Source organism: Stenotrophomonas ginsengisoli, from assembly GCF_001431485.1.
Classification (GTDB): Bacteria; Pseudomonadota; Gammaproteobacteria; order Xanthomonadales; family Xanthomonadaceae; genus Stenotrophomonas; species Stenotrophomonas ginsengisoli.
In genome coordinates, this window is sequence record NZ_LDJM01000011.1 from 126,847 (window position 1) to 140,437 (window position 13,591).

17 protein-coding genes are annotated in these 13,591 nt (G+C 66.3%); 8 read left to right on the forward strand and 9 right to left on the reverse strand.

Translation table 11 applies throughout. The features are described 5' to 3' along the window. Positions 1 to 70: 70 nt before the first annotated feature. The 4 genes from ABB30_RS04610 to ABB30_RS04625 form a co-directional block, all read right to left on the reverse strand. Positions 71 to 841: an endonuclease/exonuclease/phosphatase family protein gene (locus tag ABB30_RS04610; RefSeq protein ID WP_057637136.1), complete on the reverse strand. Its 771-nt coding sequence runs from the start codon at positions 839 to 841 to the stop codon at positions 71 to 73. A gap of 19 nt (positions 842 to 860) precedes the next feature. Beyond that, positions 861 to 1,673, reverse strand: a complete 813-nt coding sequence (locus ABB30_RS04615) for a thiol:disulfide interchange protein DsbA/DsbL (RefSeq protein WP_057637137.1) — start codon at positions 1,671 to 1,673, stop codon at positions 861 to 863. Positions 1,674 to 1,759: 86 nt separating this feature from the next. Continuing rightward, on the reverse strand, positions 1,760 to 2,407 hold the full coding sequence (locus tag ABB30_RS04620) for a thiol:disulfide interchange protein DsbA/DsbL (protein ID WP_057637138.1): 648 nt from the start codon (positions 2,405 to 2,407) through the stop codon (positions 1,760 to 1,762). 72 nt (positions 2,408 to 2,479) lie between these two features. Further along, a complete protein-coding gene (locus ABB30_RS04625; RefSeq protein WP_057637139.1) occupies positions 2,480 to 3,259 on the reverse strand; it encodes a c-type cytochrome in 780 nt (259 codons plus the stop codon). A 173-nt stretch (positions 3,260 to 3,432) separates the two neighbouring features. On the opposite strand from ABB30_RS04625, the gene yihA reads away from it, so the two are divergent. Then, on the forward strand, positions 3,433 to 4,059 hold the full coding sequence (gene yihA / locus ABB30_RS04630) for a ribosome biogenesis GTP-binding protein YihA/YsxC (protein WP_057637140.1): 627 nt from the start codon (positions 3,433 to 3,435) through the stop codon (positions 4,057 to 4,059). A 65-nt stretch (positions 4,060 to 4,124) separates the two neighbouring features. On the opposite strand, the gene ABB30_RS04635 is transcribed toward yihA, so the two are convergent. After that, the gene (locus ABB30_RS04635; RefSeq protein WP_057637141.1) at positions 4,125 to 4,826 is read right to left on the reverse strand and encodes a VIT1/CCC1 transporter family protein; all 702 of its coding nucleotides are present in this window, start codon (positions 4,824 to 4,826) and stop codon (positions 4,125 to 4,127) included. Positions 4,827 to 4,945: 119 nt separating this feature from the next. On the opposite strand from ABB30_RS04635, the gene ABB30_RS04640 reads away from it, so the two are divergent. Further along, the gene (locus ABB30_RS04640) at positions 4,946 to 6,310 is read left to right on the forward strand and encodes a glutamate--cysteine ligase (protein ID WP_057637142.1); all 1,365 of its coding nucleotides are present in this window, start codon (positions 4,946 to 4,948) and stop codon (positions 6,308 to 6,310) included. 13 nt (positions 6,311 to 6,323) lie between these two features. On the opposite strand, the gene ABB30_RS04645 is transcribed toward ABB30_RS04640, so the two are convergent. Then, positions 6,324 to 6,725: a RidA family protein gene (locus ABB30_RS04645; protein ID WP_057637186.1), complete on the reverse strand. Its 402-nt coding sequence runs from the start codon at positions 6,723 to 6,725 to the stop codon at positions 6,324 to 6,326. 125 nt (positions 6,726 to 6,850) lie between these two features. On the opposite strand from ABB30_RS04645, the gene ABB30_RS04650 reads away from it, so the two are divergent. Together ABB30_RS04650 and ABB30_RS04655 are read left to right on the forward strand one after the other, a co-directional pair. After that, positions 6,851 to 7,786: a LysR family transcriptional regulator gene (locus ABB30_RS04650; RefSeq protein ID WP_083489695.1), complete on the forward strand. Its 936-nt coding sequence runs from the start codon at positions 6,851 to 6,853 to the stop codon at positions 7,784 to 7,786. Positions 7,787 to 7,839: 53 nt separating this feature from the next. Then, positions 7,840 to 8,457, forward strand: a complete 618-nt coding sequence (locus ABB30_RS04655) for a glutathione S-transferase family protein (RefSeq protein WP_245626418.1) — start codon at positions 7,840 to 7,842, stop codon at positions 8,455 to 8,457. Positions 8,458 to 8,533: 76 nt separating this feature from the next. On the opposite strand, the gene ABB30_RS04660 is transcribed toward ABB30_RS04655, so the two are convergent. After that, positions 8,534 to 9,187 carry a class I SAM-dependent methyltransferase gene (locus ABB30_RS04660; protein WP_057637144.1) on the reverse strand — a complete coding sequence of 218 codons (654 nt, stop codon included), beginning with the start codon at positions 9,185 to 9,187 and terminating at the stop codon, positions 8,534 to 8,536. A 292-nt stretch (positions 9,188 to 9,479) separates the two neighbouring features. Between ABB30_RS04660 and ABB30_RS04665 the strand changes: the two genes are divergently transcribed. From ABB30_RS04665 to fghA, 4 genes are read left to right on the forward strand one after another with little or no spacing between them, the layout of a single operon-like run. Beyond that, positions 9,480 to 9,755, forward strand: coding sequence for a metal/formaldehyde-sensitive transcriptional repressor (locus ABB30_RS04665; protein WP_057637187.1), 276 nt, complete (start codon positions 9,480 to 9,482; stop codon positions 9,753 to 9,755). A 59-nt stretch (positions 9,756 to 9,814) separates the two neighbouring features. Next, positions 9,815 to 10,924 (forward strand): S-(hydroxymethyl)glutathione dehydrogenase/class III alcohol dehydrogenase, encoded by a 1,110-nt coding sequence (locus tag ABB30_RS04670; protein ID WP_057637145.1) that lies wholly within the window; start codon positions 9,815 to 9,817, stop codon positions 10,922 to 10,924. A gap of 9 nt (positions 10,925 to 10,933) precedes the next feature. Then, complete coding sequence (locus ABB30_RS04675) at positions 10,934 to 11,248, forward strand: DUF3658 domain-containing protein (RefSeq protein WP_161808833.1); 315 nt, start codon at positions 10,934 to 10,936, stop codon at positions 11,246 to 11,248. An 18-nt stretch (positions 11,249 to 11,266) separates the two neighbouring features. Continuing rightward, complete coding sequence (fghA, locus tag ABB30_RS04680; protein WP_057637188.1) at positions 11,267 to 12,106, forward strand: S-formylglutathione hydrolase; 840 nt, start codon at positions 11,267 to 11,269, stop codon at positions 12,104 to 12,106. Between the two features lie 69 nt (positions 12,107 to 12,175). Here the strand turns inward: fghA and ABB30_RS04685 are convergent, their stop codons facing one another. Both ABB30_RS04685 and ABB30_RS04690 read right to left on the reverse strand, forming a co-directional pair. After that, the gene (locus ABB30_RS04685; protein ID WP_057637147.1) at positions 12,176 to 12,520 is read right to left on the reverse strand and encodes a hypothetical protein; all 345 of its coding nucleotides are present in this window, start codon (positions 12,518 to 12,520) and stop codon (positions 12,176 to 12,178) included. Positions 12,521 to 12,574: 54 nt separating this feature from the next. Continuing rightward, the gene (locus tag ABB30_RS04690) at positions 12,575 to 13,519 is read right to left on the reverse strand and encodes a DegV family protein (protein ID WP_057637148.1); all 945 of its coding nucleotides are present in this window, start codon (positions 13,517 to 13,519) and stop codon (positions 12,575 to 12,577) included. Positions 13,520 to 13,591: the final 72 nt, after the last annotated feature.

Here is a 13,591-nt window from a genome sequence, read left to right on the forward strand (position 1 = left end):
CGCGGGCAACAAAAAAGGGCCCCTTGCGGGGCCCTTTGCGTGCAGCGGTGGTTGTGCGGGGCAGGCCCGGTCAATCCAGGATGCTGCGCGGCACTTCCAGTTCCATGGCCACGGCCAGGTGGTCTGAATAGGCCGCGGCCACCGCTTCGGTCTGCACCACGGCCAGGCTGTCACTGACCAGGATGTGGTCGATCTGCTTGGTCGGCCCCCAGCTGGGAAAGCTGGGCACCAGGCAGCCGGGCGGCTGCAGCCGGGTCTTGCGGTACAGGCTCTGCATCTCCGGGCGGTCGGCATCGCAGTTGAAATCGCCCATCAGCACCGCATTGGGGTGGTCGGAGAGCACCTCGGCGATGAAGTCCAGCTGGGCCATGCGCGAACCGGCCCCCAACGACAGATGGGCCACGGCCACGGTCAGGCCGGCATCGCCATTGCCGAAGCGGGCCAGCAGCAGGCCGCGGCCACCGAGGCGGCCGGGCAGCACGTGGTCCTGCACTTCCACCGGTTGCAGGCGGCTGAGCAGGCCATTGGCGCTGGAGGCCACGCCGGCCACCTTGCGGTTGGGCTGGTGGCTCCAGTAGTTGAAGCCGGCGCGCTGGGCCAGGTAATGGGTCTGGTTGGTGAAGCCCGACCGCAGTGAACCCGGATCGGCCTCGTTGAGGCCGACGATGTCATGCCCGGCCACCATCTGCGCGATGGTGTCCAGGCTCTGGCGCTTGCCTCCCACCGGCAGGGCGTGGGACCAGCTGCGGGTGACGTAGTCGCTGTAGCTGCGCGTGCTCGAGCCGGCCTGGATGTTGGCGGTGAGCACGCGCAGGCGGCGCGTGGTGCTGGAAGCGGTCATGCGCGTTGCCGGCTGTGGATCAGCCACCCAGGGCGGCGCGTTCGTGCGCGATCAGGTGGTCGGCAATGCGCAGCATGTCCTCAAAGCTCTTGCCCTTGACCAGGTACTTGCCATGCACGACCAGCGACGGGGTGCCGGTGATCTGGCTGCGCTGGGCGAACTGGCGGGCACGGGCGACCTGGGCGTTGACGCCGAAGCTGGTCATTGCGGTCTTGAACTGGGCCGCATCCAGGCCCAGCTCGCCGTACACGGCGGCGATGTCATCGGCGCTCTGGCCGCGCAGCTTGCGCTCGACCTGGACGGCGGCATACATCGGCTCGTGCACCTTGTCGAAGGCACCCAGGGTCTGCGAGGCATAGAAGCCGCGGGCAAATTCATCACCCGGGCCACCGAAGGCGGCCGGCATGTAGATGAAGTTCACGTCGGCCGGCAGGCGGGCCTTCCACGGGGCCAGGATGGACTGGAAGCGGAAGCAGGCCGGGCAGGTGTAGGCAAAGATCTCCACCACCTCGACCTTGCCGGCGACCGGCGAGAACGGCACGCCGCCGCTGATGGTCAGGAAGTCCTCGCCTTCCACCGGGGCCGGGCCCTGCGGGGCCACCGGCGCCGGGGCCGGGGTGGTGGTGGCAGCGGCATCGGCGGCCGGGGCGGCGTCGGTGGCCGGGGCGGCACCTTCGGCCTGGGCAGCGTCTTGGGCCGCGGCCGGAGCATCGGCGGCCGGGGCAGCTTCGGTGGTGGTGGCCGGGGTCACGTCGGCGGTACCGTCTTGGGCCTTGCAGGCCACCATCAGCGGCAGCAGGGCGGCCAGGATCAGGGCGTAGCGCATCTTCATCGAACAACTCTCCAGCTTGCGTATTGGAAATCGGGGCCGGGGTCCGGCACGGCTGCATTATGCGTCGGCCGGCCCCGCTGCTGCACTTACTTGCTGGCGCCGGCGCGGCGTTCGCGTGCGATCAGTGCATCGGCATTGCGCAGCATCTGCTCGAAGCTGTTGCCCAGCACCTTGTACTTGCCGTTGATGATCAAGGTCGGCGTGCCTGCGACCTCGGCATCCATGGCGAACTGGCGCGCACGGGCCATTTCCTGCTGGTTCTTCTCGCTGCGCAGGGCCGCCTCGAAGGCCGCCGGGGTCACCCCGTAGGCCTGGTAGAACGCGCCCAGGGCGGCCGGGGTGATGCCCGAGGCCGGCAGGCTGCGCTTGACGTGGATGGCATCAAACACCGCCTGGTGGCTGGCCGCACTCACCCCCAGCTGGCGGGCAGCGAAATAGGCCCGGGCCCACGGATCCCAGAAACCGCCGAAGGCGGCCGGCACCGGGGTGAACACCACGTCGGCCGGCAGCTGCCGGGCCCACGGGTGCAGGGTGGTCTCGAAACGGGCGCAGTGGCCGCAGGTGTAGCCGAACACCTCCACCACCTCGATCTTGCCCGGCTGCGGGGCATAGGGGCCGACAGCGGTGCGCTCATAGTGCACGCCTTCCTGCAGGGCCGGGGTGGCCGGGGCGGCGAAGGCGGCAGCACAGGCCAGGGTGAGACAGGCCAGCAACAGACGGGCGAGGGCTTTCATTGTTTCTCCGGGCGGTAAATGGCGACGCCGGCCCAGTGGCCGGCGTCGGTGGGAACGCAAACGCTAACCCCATCAGGGCGCGGCTGCCACCTTGGCATCATCACGGGCCGGGTGCAGGCCCTGCAGATAGCTGGACAGTGACTGGATTTCGGCATCGCTGAGCTGCCTGGCCACCTGGTGCATGATCTGGAACTGGCTGTCATCGGCCAGGGTGTGCTCACCACTGCGGTACTGCTGCAGGCGCTGGGCGATGTAGCTGGCGTGCTGACCGGCCACATGCGGCCAGCCCGGGCCCGGGTTGCCGGCGCCGGTGCCGCCGTGGCAGGCAATGCAGGCCGGGATGCCGCGCTGCGCATCACCGCCACGGTACAGCTGCTGGCCGGTGGCATAGAACGGCTGCCCGGCCAGCGGGCCTTCGCTGATCGGGGTGTCATCGGCCAGGCCGGCGCTGGCCTTCTGGCTGGCATACCAGGCGCCGATGTCGCGCATGTCCTGGGCGCTGAGGTCGGTGACGAAGGGCAGCATGGCCACGGCCATGCCGCCACGCTGGCCGCTGGCGATCAGGCCCATCTGCTCGGCGATGTAGCGCTCGTTCTGGCCGGCAATGGACGGGTACATGTCCATGCCCGAGTTGCCGTCGATGCCGTGGCAGGCCACGCAGGCGGCGGCCTTGGCCTGGCCGGCCTGGGGATCACCCCAGGTGGTGTTGGCCATGCTGGGGGCATCCAGCGAGGCCACTTCGACCTGTTCGTGGTCGGGCAGGGCCGAGACGCTGGTCTGGGCAATGGCCACGGCCAGCAGGGCAGGTACGGCAAGAACAGCGGTTACGGCAAGTACACGAGCGTGGCGCATGCTATTGGCTCCGTGTGGACCGGGCAGTCTGGATGTCCACCGCCCCCGGTGGGTGGATTGGCCGATTATCGGCACGGCTGGCGGCGGGGGTCAACGCAGCAGTGCAGCATGGATGCCTGGCGGGCTTGTCATGGTTCGCAGCAGGCTCAGGCGCAACGTGCGATCCTATGCCCATGTCACAGCTTCTTGAAAGGGCCAGCTACGCGCTGTCGGCCCACAATGCCCGCCAGTTGCCGGCCGATATCGGCAGCGAAGTCGCCTTCGCTGGCCGTTCCAACGCCGGCAAGTCCTCTGCGCTCAATGCGCTGACCCGCCGCAATGCGCTGGCCCGTGTCTCCAAGACCCCGGGCCGCACCCAGCAGCTGGTGTTCTTCCAGGTCACCCCGGAAGCCCACCTGGTCGACCTGCCCGGCTATGGCTATGCCAAGGTGCCGCAGGACCTGCAGGCGCACTGGCAGGCCTTCATCGACAGCTACTTCCGCACCCGCGATGCGCTCAAGGGCCTGGTGGTGGTGATGGACATCCGTCACCCGCTCAAGGAGTACGACCGCCAGATGCTCTCCTATGCGGTGCAGCGCGGGCTGCCGGCCCATGCGCTGTTGACCAAGGCCGACAAGCTGGGCCGTGGCCAGCAGATGCAGACCCTGGCCAAGGTCAAGAAGGAGCTGGCCAGTGCTTTCGGTGACTCGGTCAGCGTGCAGTGCTTCTCCGGCGAGTCCAAGCAGGGTGTGGACGAGGCCCGCCTGGTGATCGGTGGCTGGCTGGGTCTGAACCCGCCGGCCGAAGAAACGGCCGGCTGAGCGCGTTGCTGCGGGTATCGCTGCGCTGTTGAATACGCCCCGGCCCTGGCCGGGGCGTTGTACTTTCAGGCTGCGCCGGCCAGCGGAAACAGCCGGCCGATCGCGCTGCTGGCCACCAGGGCCAGTGCGCCCCAGAAGCTGACCCGCAGTGCGCCGCGCCAGACCGAGGCACCGCCCATGTGCGCAGCCCAGCCGCCGGTCAGGGCCAGGCCGGCGATGGTGACCGCACTGGTCACGCTGCTGACCTGGTGGATCGGCAGCAGCACCACCGCCAGCAACGGAATCACCGCTCCCACCGCGAAGGCGCCGGCCGAGGCCAGTGCCGCCTGCAGCGGACGGGCGCGCAGCGAATCGGTGATGCCCAGCTCGTCACGGGCGTGGCTGCCCAGCGCATCGTGCGCGGTCAGCTGGCGTGCCACCTGCATCGCCAGTGCCGGGTCCAGCCCGCGCTGCTGGTAGATCCCGGCCAGCTCGCTCAGTTCCGCTTCCGGGGTGCGTTCCAGTGCGCGCCGTTCCATCGCCAGGTCGGCCTGTTCGGTATCGGCCTGGGACTGCACCGAGACATATTCGCCGGCGGCCATCGACATCGCGCCGGCTACCGTGCCGGCCAGGCCGCTGGCCAGCAGGGCGCTGGAGCTGGCCCCGGCTGCGGCCACACCGACCACCAACCCGGCGATGGAAACGATGCCGTCATTGGCGCCCAGTACCGCGGCGCGCAGCCAGCCGGCGCGGTGGCTGCGGTGGTGTTCATCAGTATGGTCGAGCATCGTGTTTGTCCGCGCTGGGTGTTGATCAATGGGATACAGAAAATCACCGGCATCATCATAGTGATTGATGCCGCAGGGTATAGTGCGCTCCGCCATCATCCGTGTCCTGCGAGTTTCCCTTGTCCAGCCCTGTCTCCACCGCCGATACGCCGATTACCGACCGCCGCCAGTTGATTGAAAGCCTGTCGGCCGGTGAAAAGCCGGTATCGGCCTGGCGCATCGGCACCGAGCACGAGAAATTCGGTTTCCGCCATGATGACCTGCGCCCGCCCACCTACGAGGGCGAGCGCGGTATCGGTGCGCTGCTGCAGGGCTTGACCCGTTTTGGCTGGAGCGAGGTGCGCGAGCACGGCACCCTGATCGCGCTGACCCGCGACAACGCCTCGGTGTCGCTGGAGCCGGCCGGCCAGCTGGAGCTGTCCGGTGCGCCGCTGGAAGACATCCACGCCACCGCGCGCGAGATCGACGTCCATCTGGCCGAGGTGGCCCAGGTCGCCGGGCCGATGCAGCTGGGTTTTGTCGGCACCGGTTTCCAGCCGCTGTGGACGCGCGAGCAGATGCCGTGGATGCCCAAGGGCCGCTACAAGATCATGCGTCGTTACATGCCCCTGGTCGGCAACCTAGGCCTGGACATGATGACCCGCACCTGCACGGTGCAGGTCAACCTGGATTTCAGCGACGAGGCTGACATGGTGCGCAAGTTCCGTGTCGCCCTGGCGCTGCAGCCGGTGGCCACCGCGCTGTTTGCCGATTCGCCGTTCACCGAAGGTGCGCCGAACGGCTTTGAGAGCTGGCGCTCCAACATCTGGACCGATACCGACGCCGATCGCACCGGCATGCTCGACTTCGTCTTCGAGGACGGTTTCGGTTACGAGCGTTACGTGGATTACCTGCTCGATGTGCCGATGTACTTTGTCTACCGCAACGGTGAGTACATCGATGTGGCGGGCAAGAGCTTCCGTGATTTCATCGACGGCAAGCTGGAGGCACTGCCGGGCGAGCGCGCCACCGTGGGCGACTGGAACGACCACATGACCACCGCATTCCCGGAAGTGCGTTTGAAGAAGTACCTGGAAATGCGCGGGGCCGACAGTGGTGACGTGCCGCGCCTGCGCGCGCTGCCGGCATTGTGGGTGGGCCTGCTGTATGACCAGCAGGCGCTGCAGGAAGCCTGGGACCTGGTCAAGGATTTCAGCCGCGCCGAGCGCCATGCCCTGCGCGATGGCGTGCCGCGCCATGGCCTGGCCCTGCCGTTCCGCGAGGGCAGCGTGGCCAGCCTGGCCCGGCAGGTGCTGGCCATTGCCCGTGGCGGCCTGCAGCGCCGTGCCCGTATCGATATCGATGGCAACGACGAGAGCGCCTACCTGGATGTGCTGGACGTGATCGCCCGCAGTGGCCGCAGCGCCGCGGCCGAGAAGCTGGCCCGTTTCCATGGGCAGTGGAACGGCTCGGTCAAGCCGCTGTTCGAGCAGTACGCCTACTGAGCAGGCGGCATGGCTACGCCTGGGATGATGGCAGACGGGCGATGACCTTGATTTCGAATATGAAACCGGACAGCCATGTGACCCCAACGGCGGTCAGGCTTGGATATGGGGCCTGACCCCAATATGACGGCAGCACCTTCCACACCTTCTCCAGCAGGTTGGGAGGGTCAACCAGATAAAGGTTCACGTCGATGACGTCCAAGAAGCTGCAGCCAGCGGCATCCAGTACCTGCAGGAGGTTGTCGAAGGCCAGTCTTATCTGCGCCTCCGGATCCGGCTCCGGGCTGCCATCCGGGTGCGATCCAACCTGCCCGGACACGAAAAGGAGTTCTCCGTGGCGGATTGCCGCTGAGTAACAGTTGGCTTCGTACAAAGCCTGCCGATGGGCAGGGAAAATCGCATCGCGTTGCATCATCATGGTGGGCGTTAGTAGCGCCTTGCAGGCCGGTCTGCACACTGTAGGCATCCGGGTTGCCGGGATAAACGCAGCTGCAGCAACATCTGATGTCAGTCCGGCTGGACAATCCGCAGGAGGTGGGCATGGATCGTTTTGAGGCAATGCGTGCCTTGTTGTGCGTGATCGATACAGGAAGCTTCACCAAGGCAGCCGATCATCTGGGGATGTCACGCGCCAATGTCAGCGCCTTGATACAGCAATTGGAATCCCATCTTCGGGTACGTCTATTGCACCGCACCACCCGCCGGTTGAGCTTGACAGTGGAGGGGCAGGCCTACTGCTTGCAGGCGCGAGGGGTGTTGCATGCGCTGGAGATGGCTGAGTCCAGCGTCAACATGGCCATAGGCAGCGAACGTGGCCGTCTGCGCGTGGATGTCCCCAGCCCATTTGCCACTGCACTGTTGTTGCCCGCCCTGGCCGACTTCCAACTGAAGCATCCGCAGATCGAAATCGCTCTGGGAGTCAGCGACCGCGCCGTCGATCTGGCTCTCGCCCAAGTGGATTGTGTTGTGCGCAGTGATGCTTGTCTTTCTCCTGATCTGGTGGCCAGGATACTGGCTGTCCTGCCGATGGGCCTGTATGCCGCGCCGGCCTATCTTGATCGTTGTGGCCAGCCTGGCGATCCGCAATCGCTTGCCAAGCCGCCGCATTGGCAGGTGTGTTTTGGTTTCGGAGCAGATGCCGTGCCATGGCAACTGACACGTGGCCGGGAGGCCGTCACGGTCAATGTGCGCTCCCGCTTGAGCGTGGATGATGGCAATGCATGTCTGGAGGCTGCACGGGCGGGCTTGGGCATTGCGTTGATGCCTTGTTACATGACGGCCGATTCGGTAGCCGCCGGTACCTTGGTGCCGGTGTTGGTCGATTGGCAGCCGACACCGATGCAACTGTATCTGGCTTGGTCCGGGCAGCGCCCGGTCAATGCGCGCCTGCGTGCATTCATTGATTGGATGATGAGCTGCCCGGGACTTGGCACTGCTGCCGGAGGCAATGCTGCGTTGACTGGTGCTCTGCGATAACCTTGGTTGGTTCCCAACAGTGAGCGCTCGTTATGCAGGCAGATGGTCAGGATATGGTGCTGTACACCAACCCGATGTCGCGCGGGCGCATCGTGCGCTGGATGCTGGAGGAAACCGGCCAGCCCTACCGGGTCGAGCTGATGGACTACGGGCAGGCGATGAAGAGCGAGCAGTACCTGGCCATCAACCCGATGGGCAAGGTGCCGGCCCTGCGCCACCGGGGCGTGGTGGTGACCGAGACGGCGGCCATCTGCGCCTATCTGGCTGATGCCTTTGCTGGCCAGGGTTTGGCCCCGGCCCTGGATGACCCGCGTCGCGGCAGCTATCTGCGCTTGATGTTCCTGGCCGCCGGCCCGCTGGAATCGGCGATCACGATCAAGGCGCTGGGGGTGGATGTGCCGGCCGAAAAATCCGGTTTTGTCGGTTACGGCAGCCATGCCACGGTGATGTCGGTGATCGCCCAGGAGGCGGCACAGGCTGCGCCGTGGCTGCTCGGTGAGCAGTTCAGCGCGGCCGATGTGTACTTGGGCAGCCAGATCCTGTTCGGGCTGAAGTTCAAGAGCGTGGAGCCGCATCCTGCCTTTGTGGCCTATGCCCAGCGCCTGATGGCACGCCCGGCCTGGCAGCGTGCCGCCGCGGCCGATGATGCCTTGATTGCCGGCAACGGCTGAGGCCTCCGGACAGGTTTGCCGCGTGCTGTTGCTGGACGGTGTACGCGAGTGCTTGCCGGCTCCGGCGCCCGGGCGCTCAGTTGCGGGTGTAGTGCAGCAGGCGGCCACGGAACGGGGCGGTGTCCTCATCGCTCATCGCACAACGGGTGGTTTCCAGGTCAAAACCCTGTTCGGCCATGATCCGGCTCAAACGCGCGCTGTTGCCGCGTCCCGGGTCGGTGAACACCACTTCGGCGCGCGGGTTGGCATGACGGGCGATCACCTCGCCCATCAGTGCCGCGTGGGTCTGCTCGTAGAGCACGTCGCTGGCAATGATCAGGTCAAAGCGCCCCAGCGTGGGCAGGGGCTGGTCCCAGCGCAGCTGGCGGTAATGCACCGCCGGCAGCGCGTTCAAGGCTGCGTTGTAGGCCAGGAACGGTTCGGCCAGTGGGTGGATGTCCGAAGCGATGATGTCGCCGCCGCGTTGCATCAGCACCAGGCTGGCCAGGCCAATGCCACACCCCAGCTCGAGAATGCGTTTGCCCTGGATGTCGAAGCTGGACATGGATTGGGCCAGCAGGCGACCGGCAGGCCAGAGCTGGCCGAACAGGCTCCATTGCGCCGAGGAAATGCCCAGGCGCGCGCTGTGGCCGTCCGGATCAAAGAATTGTTGTTTGTCACTGAGGATGCGCAACTGATAGGGGTGACCACCGACAGTGATCGTTTCGTTGCGTGTGGAATAGCCGGGCATGCTGCACTCCCGTCGGGCGACCGCCGCTGCAACAGGCGGGTAACGCATGGAGGGTGCGAAGTGGGCAACTGCCGTGGCAGCGACGCAGGGCGCGCGAAACAGGCAGTGCCTGTGGCCTGCATCATAGCACCCCGGCCTTGCCGGCACTTGGCCGCGGCCGGGGCAGTAGCAGCCTGAGTTGCGTGAACGCGGCTTTCATTCCGTGCCGGCTGTGCCCTTCACAAGGCGCTGCACTTGCCGTGGCGCTGGCTTTGAATATACTCCCCCCCAGTACATAGAACGGGTGGGCGCGATGCCACATTCGCCACAGGAAAAGAAGAAGGTGTTGGCCCGGGTCAAGCGCATCCGCGGCCAGTGCGATGCGCTGGAGCGGGCGCTGGAGGCCGGGGCCGACTGCGGCCCGGTGCTGCAGCAGATCGCCGCCATCCGTGGCGCGGTCAACGGCCTGATGAGCGAAGTGATGGAAGCCCATCTGCGCGAGGAATTCGGCCAGCCGGCCGCTTCTGAGGCACAACGCGCCGCGCGCGTGGCCGAGATGTCCGGGCTGATCCGTTCGTATTTGAAATAACCCTGTCCCTGCCATCGCGTCGTGCGCGGTGGCTGTTGTCCTTTTTGAGGAGAGTTGCCATGAAATCACGTGCCGCCGTTGCCTTTGCCGCCGGCGAACCGCTGCAGATCGTCGAGATCGACGTCGCCCCGCCCAAGGCCGGCGAGGTGCTGGTCAAGATCACCCACACCGGTGTCTGCCATACCGATGCCTTCACCCTGAGCGGTGAGGACCCGGAAGGCCTGTTCCCGGTGGTGCTGGGTCACGAGGGCGCCGGCATCGTGGTGGAGGTGGGCGAGGGTGTGACCAGCGTCAAGCCGGGCGACCACGTGATTCCGCTGTACACCGCCGAGTGCGGCAAGTGCGAGTTCTGCACCAGTGGCAAGACCAACCTGTGCGTGGCCGTGCGCGCCACCCAGGGCAAGGGCGTGATGCCCGACGGCACCAGCCGTTTCAGCTACAACGGCCAGCCGATCTACCACTACATGGGCTGCTCGACCTTCTCCGAATACACCGTGGTGGCCGATGTGTCGCTGGCCGTGGTCAACCCGGACGCCAACCCGGAACACGTGTGCCTGCTGGGCTGTGGCGTGACCACCGGCATCGGCGCGGTGCACAACACCGCCAAGGTGGCCGAAGGGGACTCGGTGGCCGTGTTCGGCCTGGGCGGTATCGGCCTGGCCGTGATCCAGGGTGCCCGCCAGGCCAAGGCCGGGCGCATCATCGCCATCGACACCAACCCGTCCAAGTTCGATCTGGCCAAGGAATTTGGTGCCACCGACTGCATCAACCCGAAGGACTTCGACAAGCCGATCCAGCAGGTGGTGGTGGAGATGACCGGCTGGGGCGTGGACCACAGCTTTGAATGCATCGGCAATACCGAGGTGATGCGTGCGGCGCTGGAATGCGCCCACCGCGGCTGGGGCCAGAGCGTGATCATCGGCGTGGCCGGCGCTGGCAAGGAAATCTCCACCCGTCCGTTCCAGCTGGTCACCGGGCGCAAGTGGATGGGCACCGCCTTTGGCGGGGTGAAGGGCCGCAGCCAGCTGCCGGGCATGGTCGAGGACGCGATGGCCGGCAAGATCGAGCTGGCCCCGTTTGTGACCCACACCATGGGCCTGGACGCGATCAACGAGGCCTTCGAGCTGATGCACGAAGGCAAGTCGATCCGCAGCGTTGTGCATTACTGAGGAATGACCATGAGCAACAAATCCGCATTGCAGGCCGCGCTGGAAAGCGTGGAAATGGGCCCGGAAGCGCAGGAGGCCATCGCCAACCTGCAGCCGCAGGACCTGGAGCAGATCGACAGCCTGCTGCTGGGCGCGCTGGATGGCAGCTGGAAGCAGGCCGGCCTGATCGCCGCCGGGATCATGCTCTCGGCACCGGACGAATTTGAGGAGCTGCCCGAAGCGTTCTATGTGCAGCGCATGGGCGTGCTGGCCCAGTCCGGGCGGGTCGAGCTGAAGGGCGAGCTGGCATCGCTGAAGACCTGCCAGATCCGCCTGCCGGCCTGAGGGAGGCCTTTGATGCGCATTGAACGGATCGAACGCCGTGCCTGCTTCGGCGGCTGGCAGGATGTTTACCGGCATGACTCGGCGGTGCTTGGCTGCAGCATGAAGGTGGCCGTGTACCTGCCGCCACAGGCACAGGCCGAAGGCGCGCGCCTGCCGGTGCTGTACTGGCTGTCCGGGCTGACCTGCAGCGAGCAGAACTTCATCACCAAGGCCGGCGCCCAGCGCTATGCCGCCGAGCACGGGGTGATCATCGTGGCCCCGGATACCAGCCCGCGCGGTGAGGGCGTGGCCGATGCCGAAGGCTACGACCTGGGCCAGGGCGCGGGCTTTTATGTCAACGCCACCGAGCAGCCGTGGGCGGCGCAGTACCGCATGTACGACTACATCGTCGACGAGCTGCCGGCGCTGATCCAGGCCCACTTCCCGGCCAGCGACAAGCGCGGTATCTGCGGTCATTCAATGGGCGGCCACGGTGCGCTGAGCATCGCTCTGCGCAACCCGGGCCGCTATGCCAGTGTGTCGGCGTTCTCGCCGATCGTGGCGCCGTCGCAGGTGCCGTGGGGGCAGAAGGCCTTCACTGCCTACCTGGGCCAGGACCGTGCCGCCTGGCGCGCGTATGACAGCGTGGAGCTGGTGCTGGCCGGTGCGGGCAAGGGCCTGCACCTGCTGGTGGACCAGGGCCAGGAGGATGAGTTCCTGGCGGGCCAGCTCAAGCCGGAACTGCTGCAGGCCGCCTGCGGCGCAGCCGGCCATGCGCTGACCCTGCGTCTGCAACCCGGGTATGACCACAGCTACTACTTCATCGCCAGTTTCATCGGTGAGCATGTGGCCTGGCATGCCGCCGCGTTGCAGGCCTGATCCAGGCATGGCGCAGGCATGAAAAAGCCGGCCTTGGGGCCGGCTTTTTTCATGTGTGCAATGCCCGGCTCAGCTCAGACGCACGTCACGCAGTTCCCAGTGCGAGCCGGCCAGCAGGTGCAGGCGGTGCTTGATCACCGTGCTGGGCAGGGCGGTGGTGATGCGCAGCAGGATGCGCAGGTCGTTCTGCTCGCCAGCGACCTGGGCCTGGCTGTCGGTGGCGCCGAGCAACGGGTCCACGTCATCCGGTTCGTCCTGCAGGTTGCACCAGGCCTGGAACAGGGTTTCGTTGCGCAGGGCCTGTTCCAGCTGGCTGGCGAACTCGGCCGCGCCATGGGCACTGAAGGACAGGGCCGGGTCGCTGCCGCGGGCCTGGGCGGGATCGGGGAGGGCGATGGTGTAGGTAACGGCCATGCGTGTCTCGTGGTGGATGGCTGGCAGCGATGATGCGCCAGCGGTGTGTGGTTGTCAGTGAAAGACCGGGGCCTTGTCATCGGCAAAGGCCAGGGTCAGCGCGCCCTTGCCGACATTGATCATCCCGGTCAGGCTCATCACCGATTCGAGCAGCTCCACGCCGTGCGTCTGGCAGTCGGCCTGCAGGGCGGCATAGCCGGGCAGGCGCCGCAGTTCGTCCAGTTCACCGCCATAGCTCACGCACAGGATGGGGCTGAGCAGGCCGGCGCTGACCCGGCTGCGGGCAAAGGCAAACAGGCGTTCACAGGCCGGCTCGAAGCCCTTGATCTTGGCCGACGGCGCGGTATCGCCGGCGCGCGAGTGGATCACCGGCTTGATGTCCAGCGCGCTGCCCAGGGCAGCAGAGAACAGGCTGACACTGCGATCGCCCTTGTGCCGGGCGCGCGCGCGCATGTAGTACAGGTCGCGCGGCACCATGTAGCCATGCACGTGGGGGATCAGCTGCTCCAGGCGTTCGCGGATCTGCTGCAGGCCCAGGCCCTGGTCGCGCAGGCGTACGGCTTCGGCCGCACTGACCGCCTGGGCCGAGAACAGGTTCTGCGAATCGAGAACGCGCAGGGCAAAGGGTGAATTGTGACCGGCAGCATTACGCGCCGGTTTGTAATCGTTGAGAATGGCGAAGCTGGCCTGCATGGCATTGGCATGGACCATGCTGCGGGTGCTGGAGATGGTCAGGCAGAACACATGGTCATAGTCGATGACCAGTTTCTCCAGAAACAGATCACGGATCTGCTGGACGCTGAAGGGGATGGTTTCCGCCTCGGCAGCGCGCTCGGCCACATGCGAGTTGAGGAAGGCCAGGGTGGCCTGCTCGTCGCGATGGTCGGCCAGGACCGCATCCCCGATGCGTGCTGTGATCGGCAGCAGGGTGATGCGATGGCGCTGGATGTAATCGGCGGGCAGATCGCAGCCCGAGTCCACGACGATGCCGATGCGCATGAAGTTCCCCCTCTGCTCAGCTATTTCAGTGTGACGTGAATATCACAAAACCGTGAGCGGGGTTGTTGCGGC

Bases quoted from the DNA above. Each gene is read 5' to 3' on its own strand.
- ABB30_RS04610 (WP_057637136.1), bottom strand. From the start codon at position 841: ATGACCGCTTCCAGCACCACGCGCCGCCTGCGCGTGCTCACCGCCAAC.
- ABB30_RS04615 (WP_057637137.1), bottom strand. From the start codon at position 1,673: ATGAAGATGCGCTACGCCCTGATCCTGGCCGCCCTGCTGCCGCTGATG.
- ABB30_RS04620 (WP_057637138.1), bottom strand. From the start codon at position 2,407: ATGAAAGCCCTCGCCCGTCTGTTGCTGGCCTGTCTCACCCTGGCCTGT.
- ABB30_RS04625 (WP_057637139.1), bottom strand. From the start codon at position 3,259: ATGCGCCACGCTCGTGTACTTGCCGTAACCGCTGTTCTTGCCGTACCT.
- yihA (WP_057637140.1), top strand. From the start codon at position 3,433: ATGTCACAGCTTCTTGAAAGGGCCAGCTACGCGCTGTCGGCCCACAAT.
- ABB30_RS04635 (WP_057637141.1), bottom strand. From the start codon at position 4,826: ATGCTCGACCATACTGATGAACACCACCGCAGCCACCGCGCCGGCTGG.
- ABB30_RS04645 (WP_057637186.1), bottom strand. From the start codon at position 6,725: ATGATGCAACGCGATGCGATTTTCCCTGCCCATCGGCAGGCTTTGTAC.
- ABB30_RS04650 (WP_083489695.1), top strand. From the start codon at position 6,851: ATGGATCGTTTTGAGGCAATGCGTGCCTTGTTGTGCGTGATCGATACA.
- ABB30_RS04655 (WP_245626418.1), top strand. From the start codon at position 7,840: ATGGTGCTGTACACCAACCCGATGTCGCGCGGGCGCATCGTGCGCTGG.
- ABB30_RS04660 (WP_057637144.1), bottom strand. From the start codon at position 9,187: ATGCCCGGCTATTCCACACGCAACGAAACGATCACTGTCGGTGGTCAC.
- ABB30_RS04665 (WP_057637187.1), top strand. From the start codon at position 9,480: ATGCCACATTCGCCACAGGAAAAGAAGAAGGTGTTGGCCCGGGTCAAG.
- ABB30_RS04670 (WP_057637145.1), top strand. From the start codon at position 9,815: ATGAAATCACGTGCCGCCGTTGCCTTTGCCGCCGGCGAACCGCTGCAG.
- ABB30_RS04675 (WP_161808833.1), top strand. From the start codon at position 10,934: ATGAGCAACAAATCCGCATTGCAGGCCGCGCTGGAAAGCGTGGAAATG.
- ABB30_RS04685 (WP_057637147.1), bottom strand. From the start codon at position 12,520: ATGGCCGTTACCTACACCATCGCCCTCCCCGATCCCGCCCAGGCCCGC.
- ABB30_RS04690 (WP_057637148.1), bottom strand. From the start codon at position 13,519: ATGCGCATCGGCATCGTCGTGGACTCGGGCTGCGATCTGCCCGCCGAT.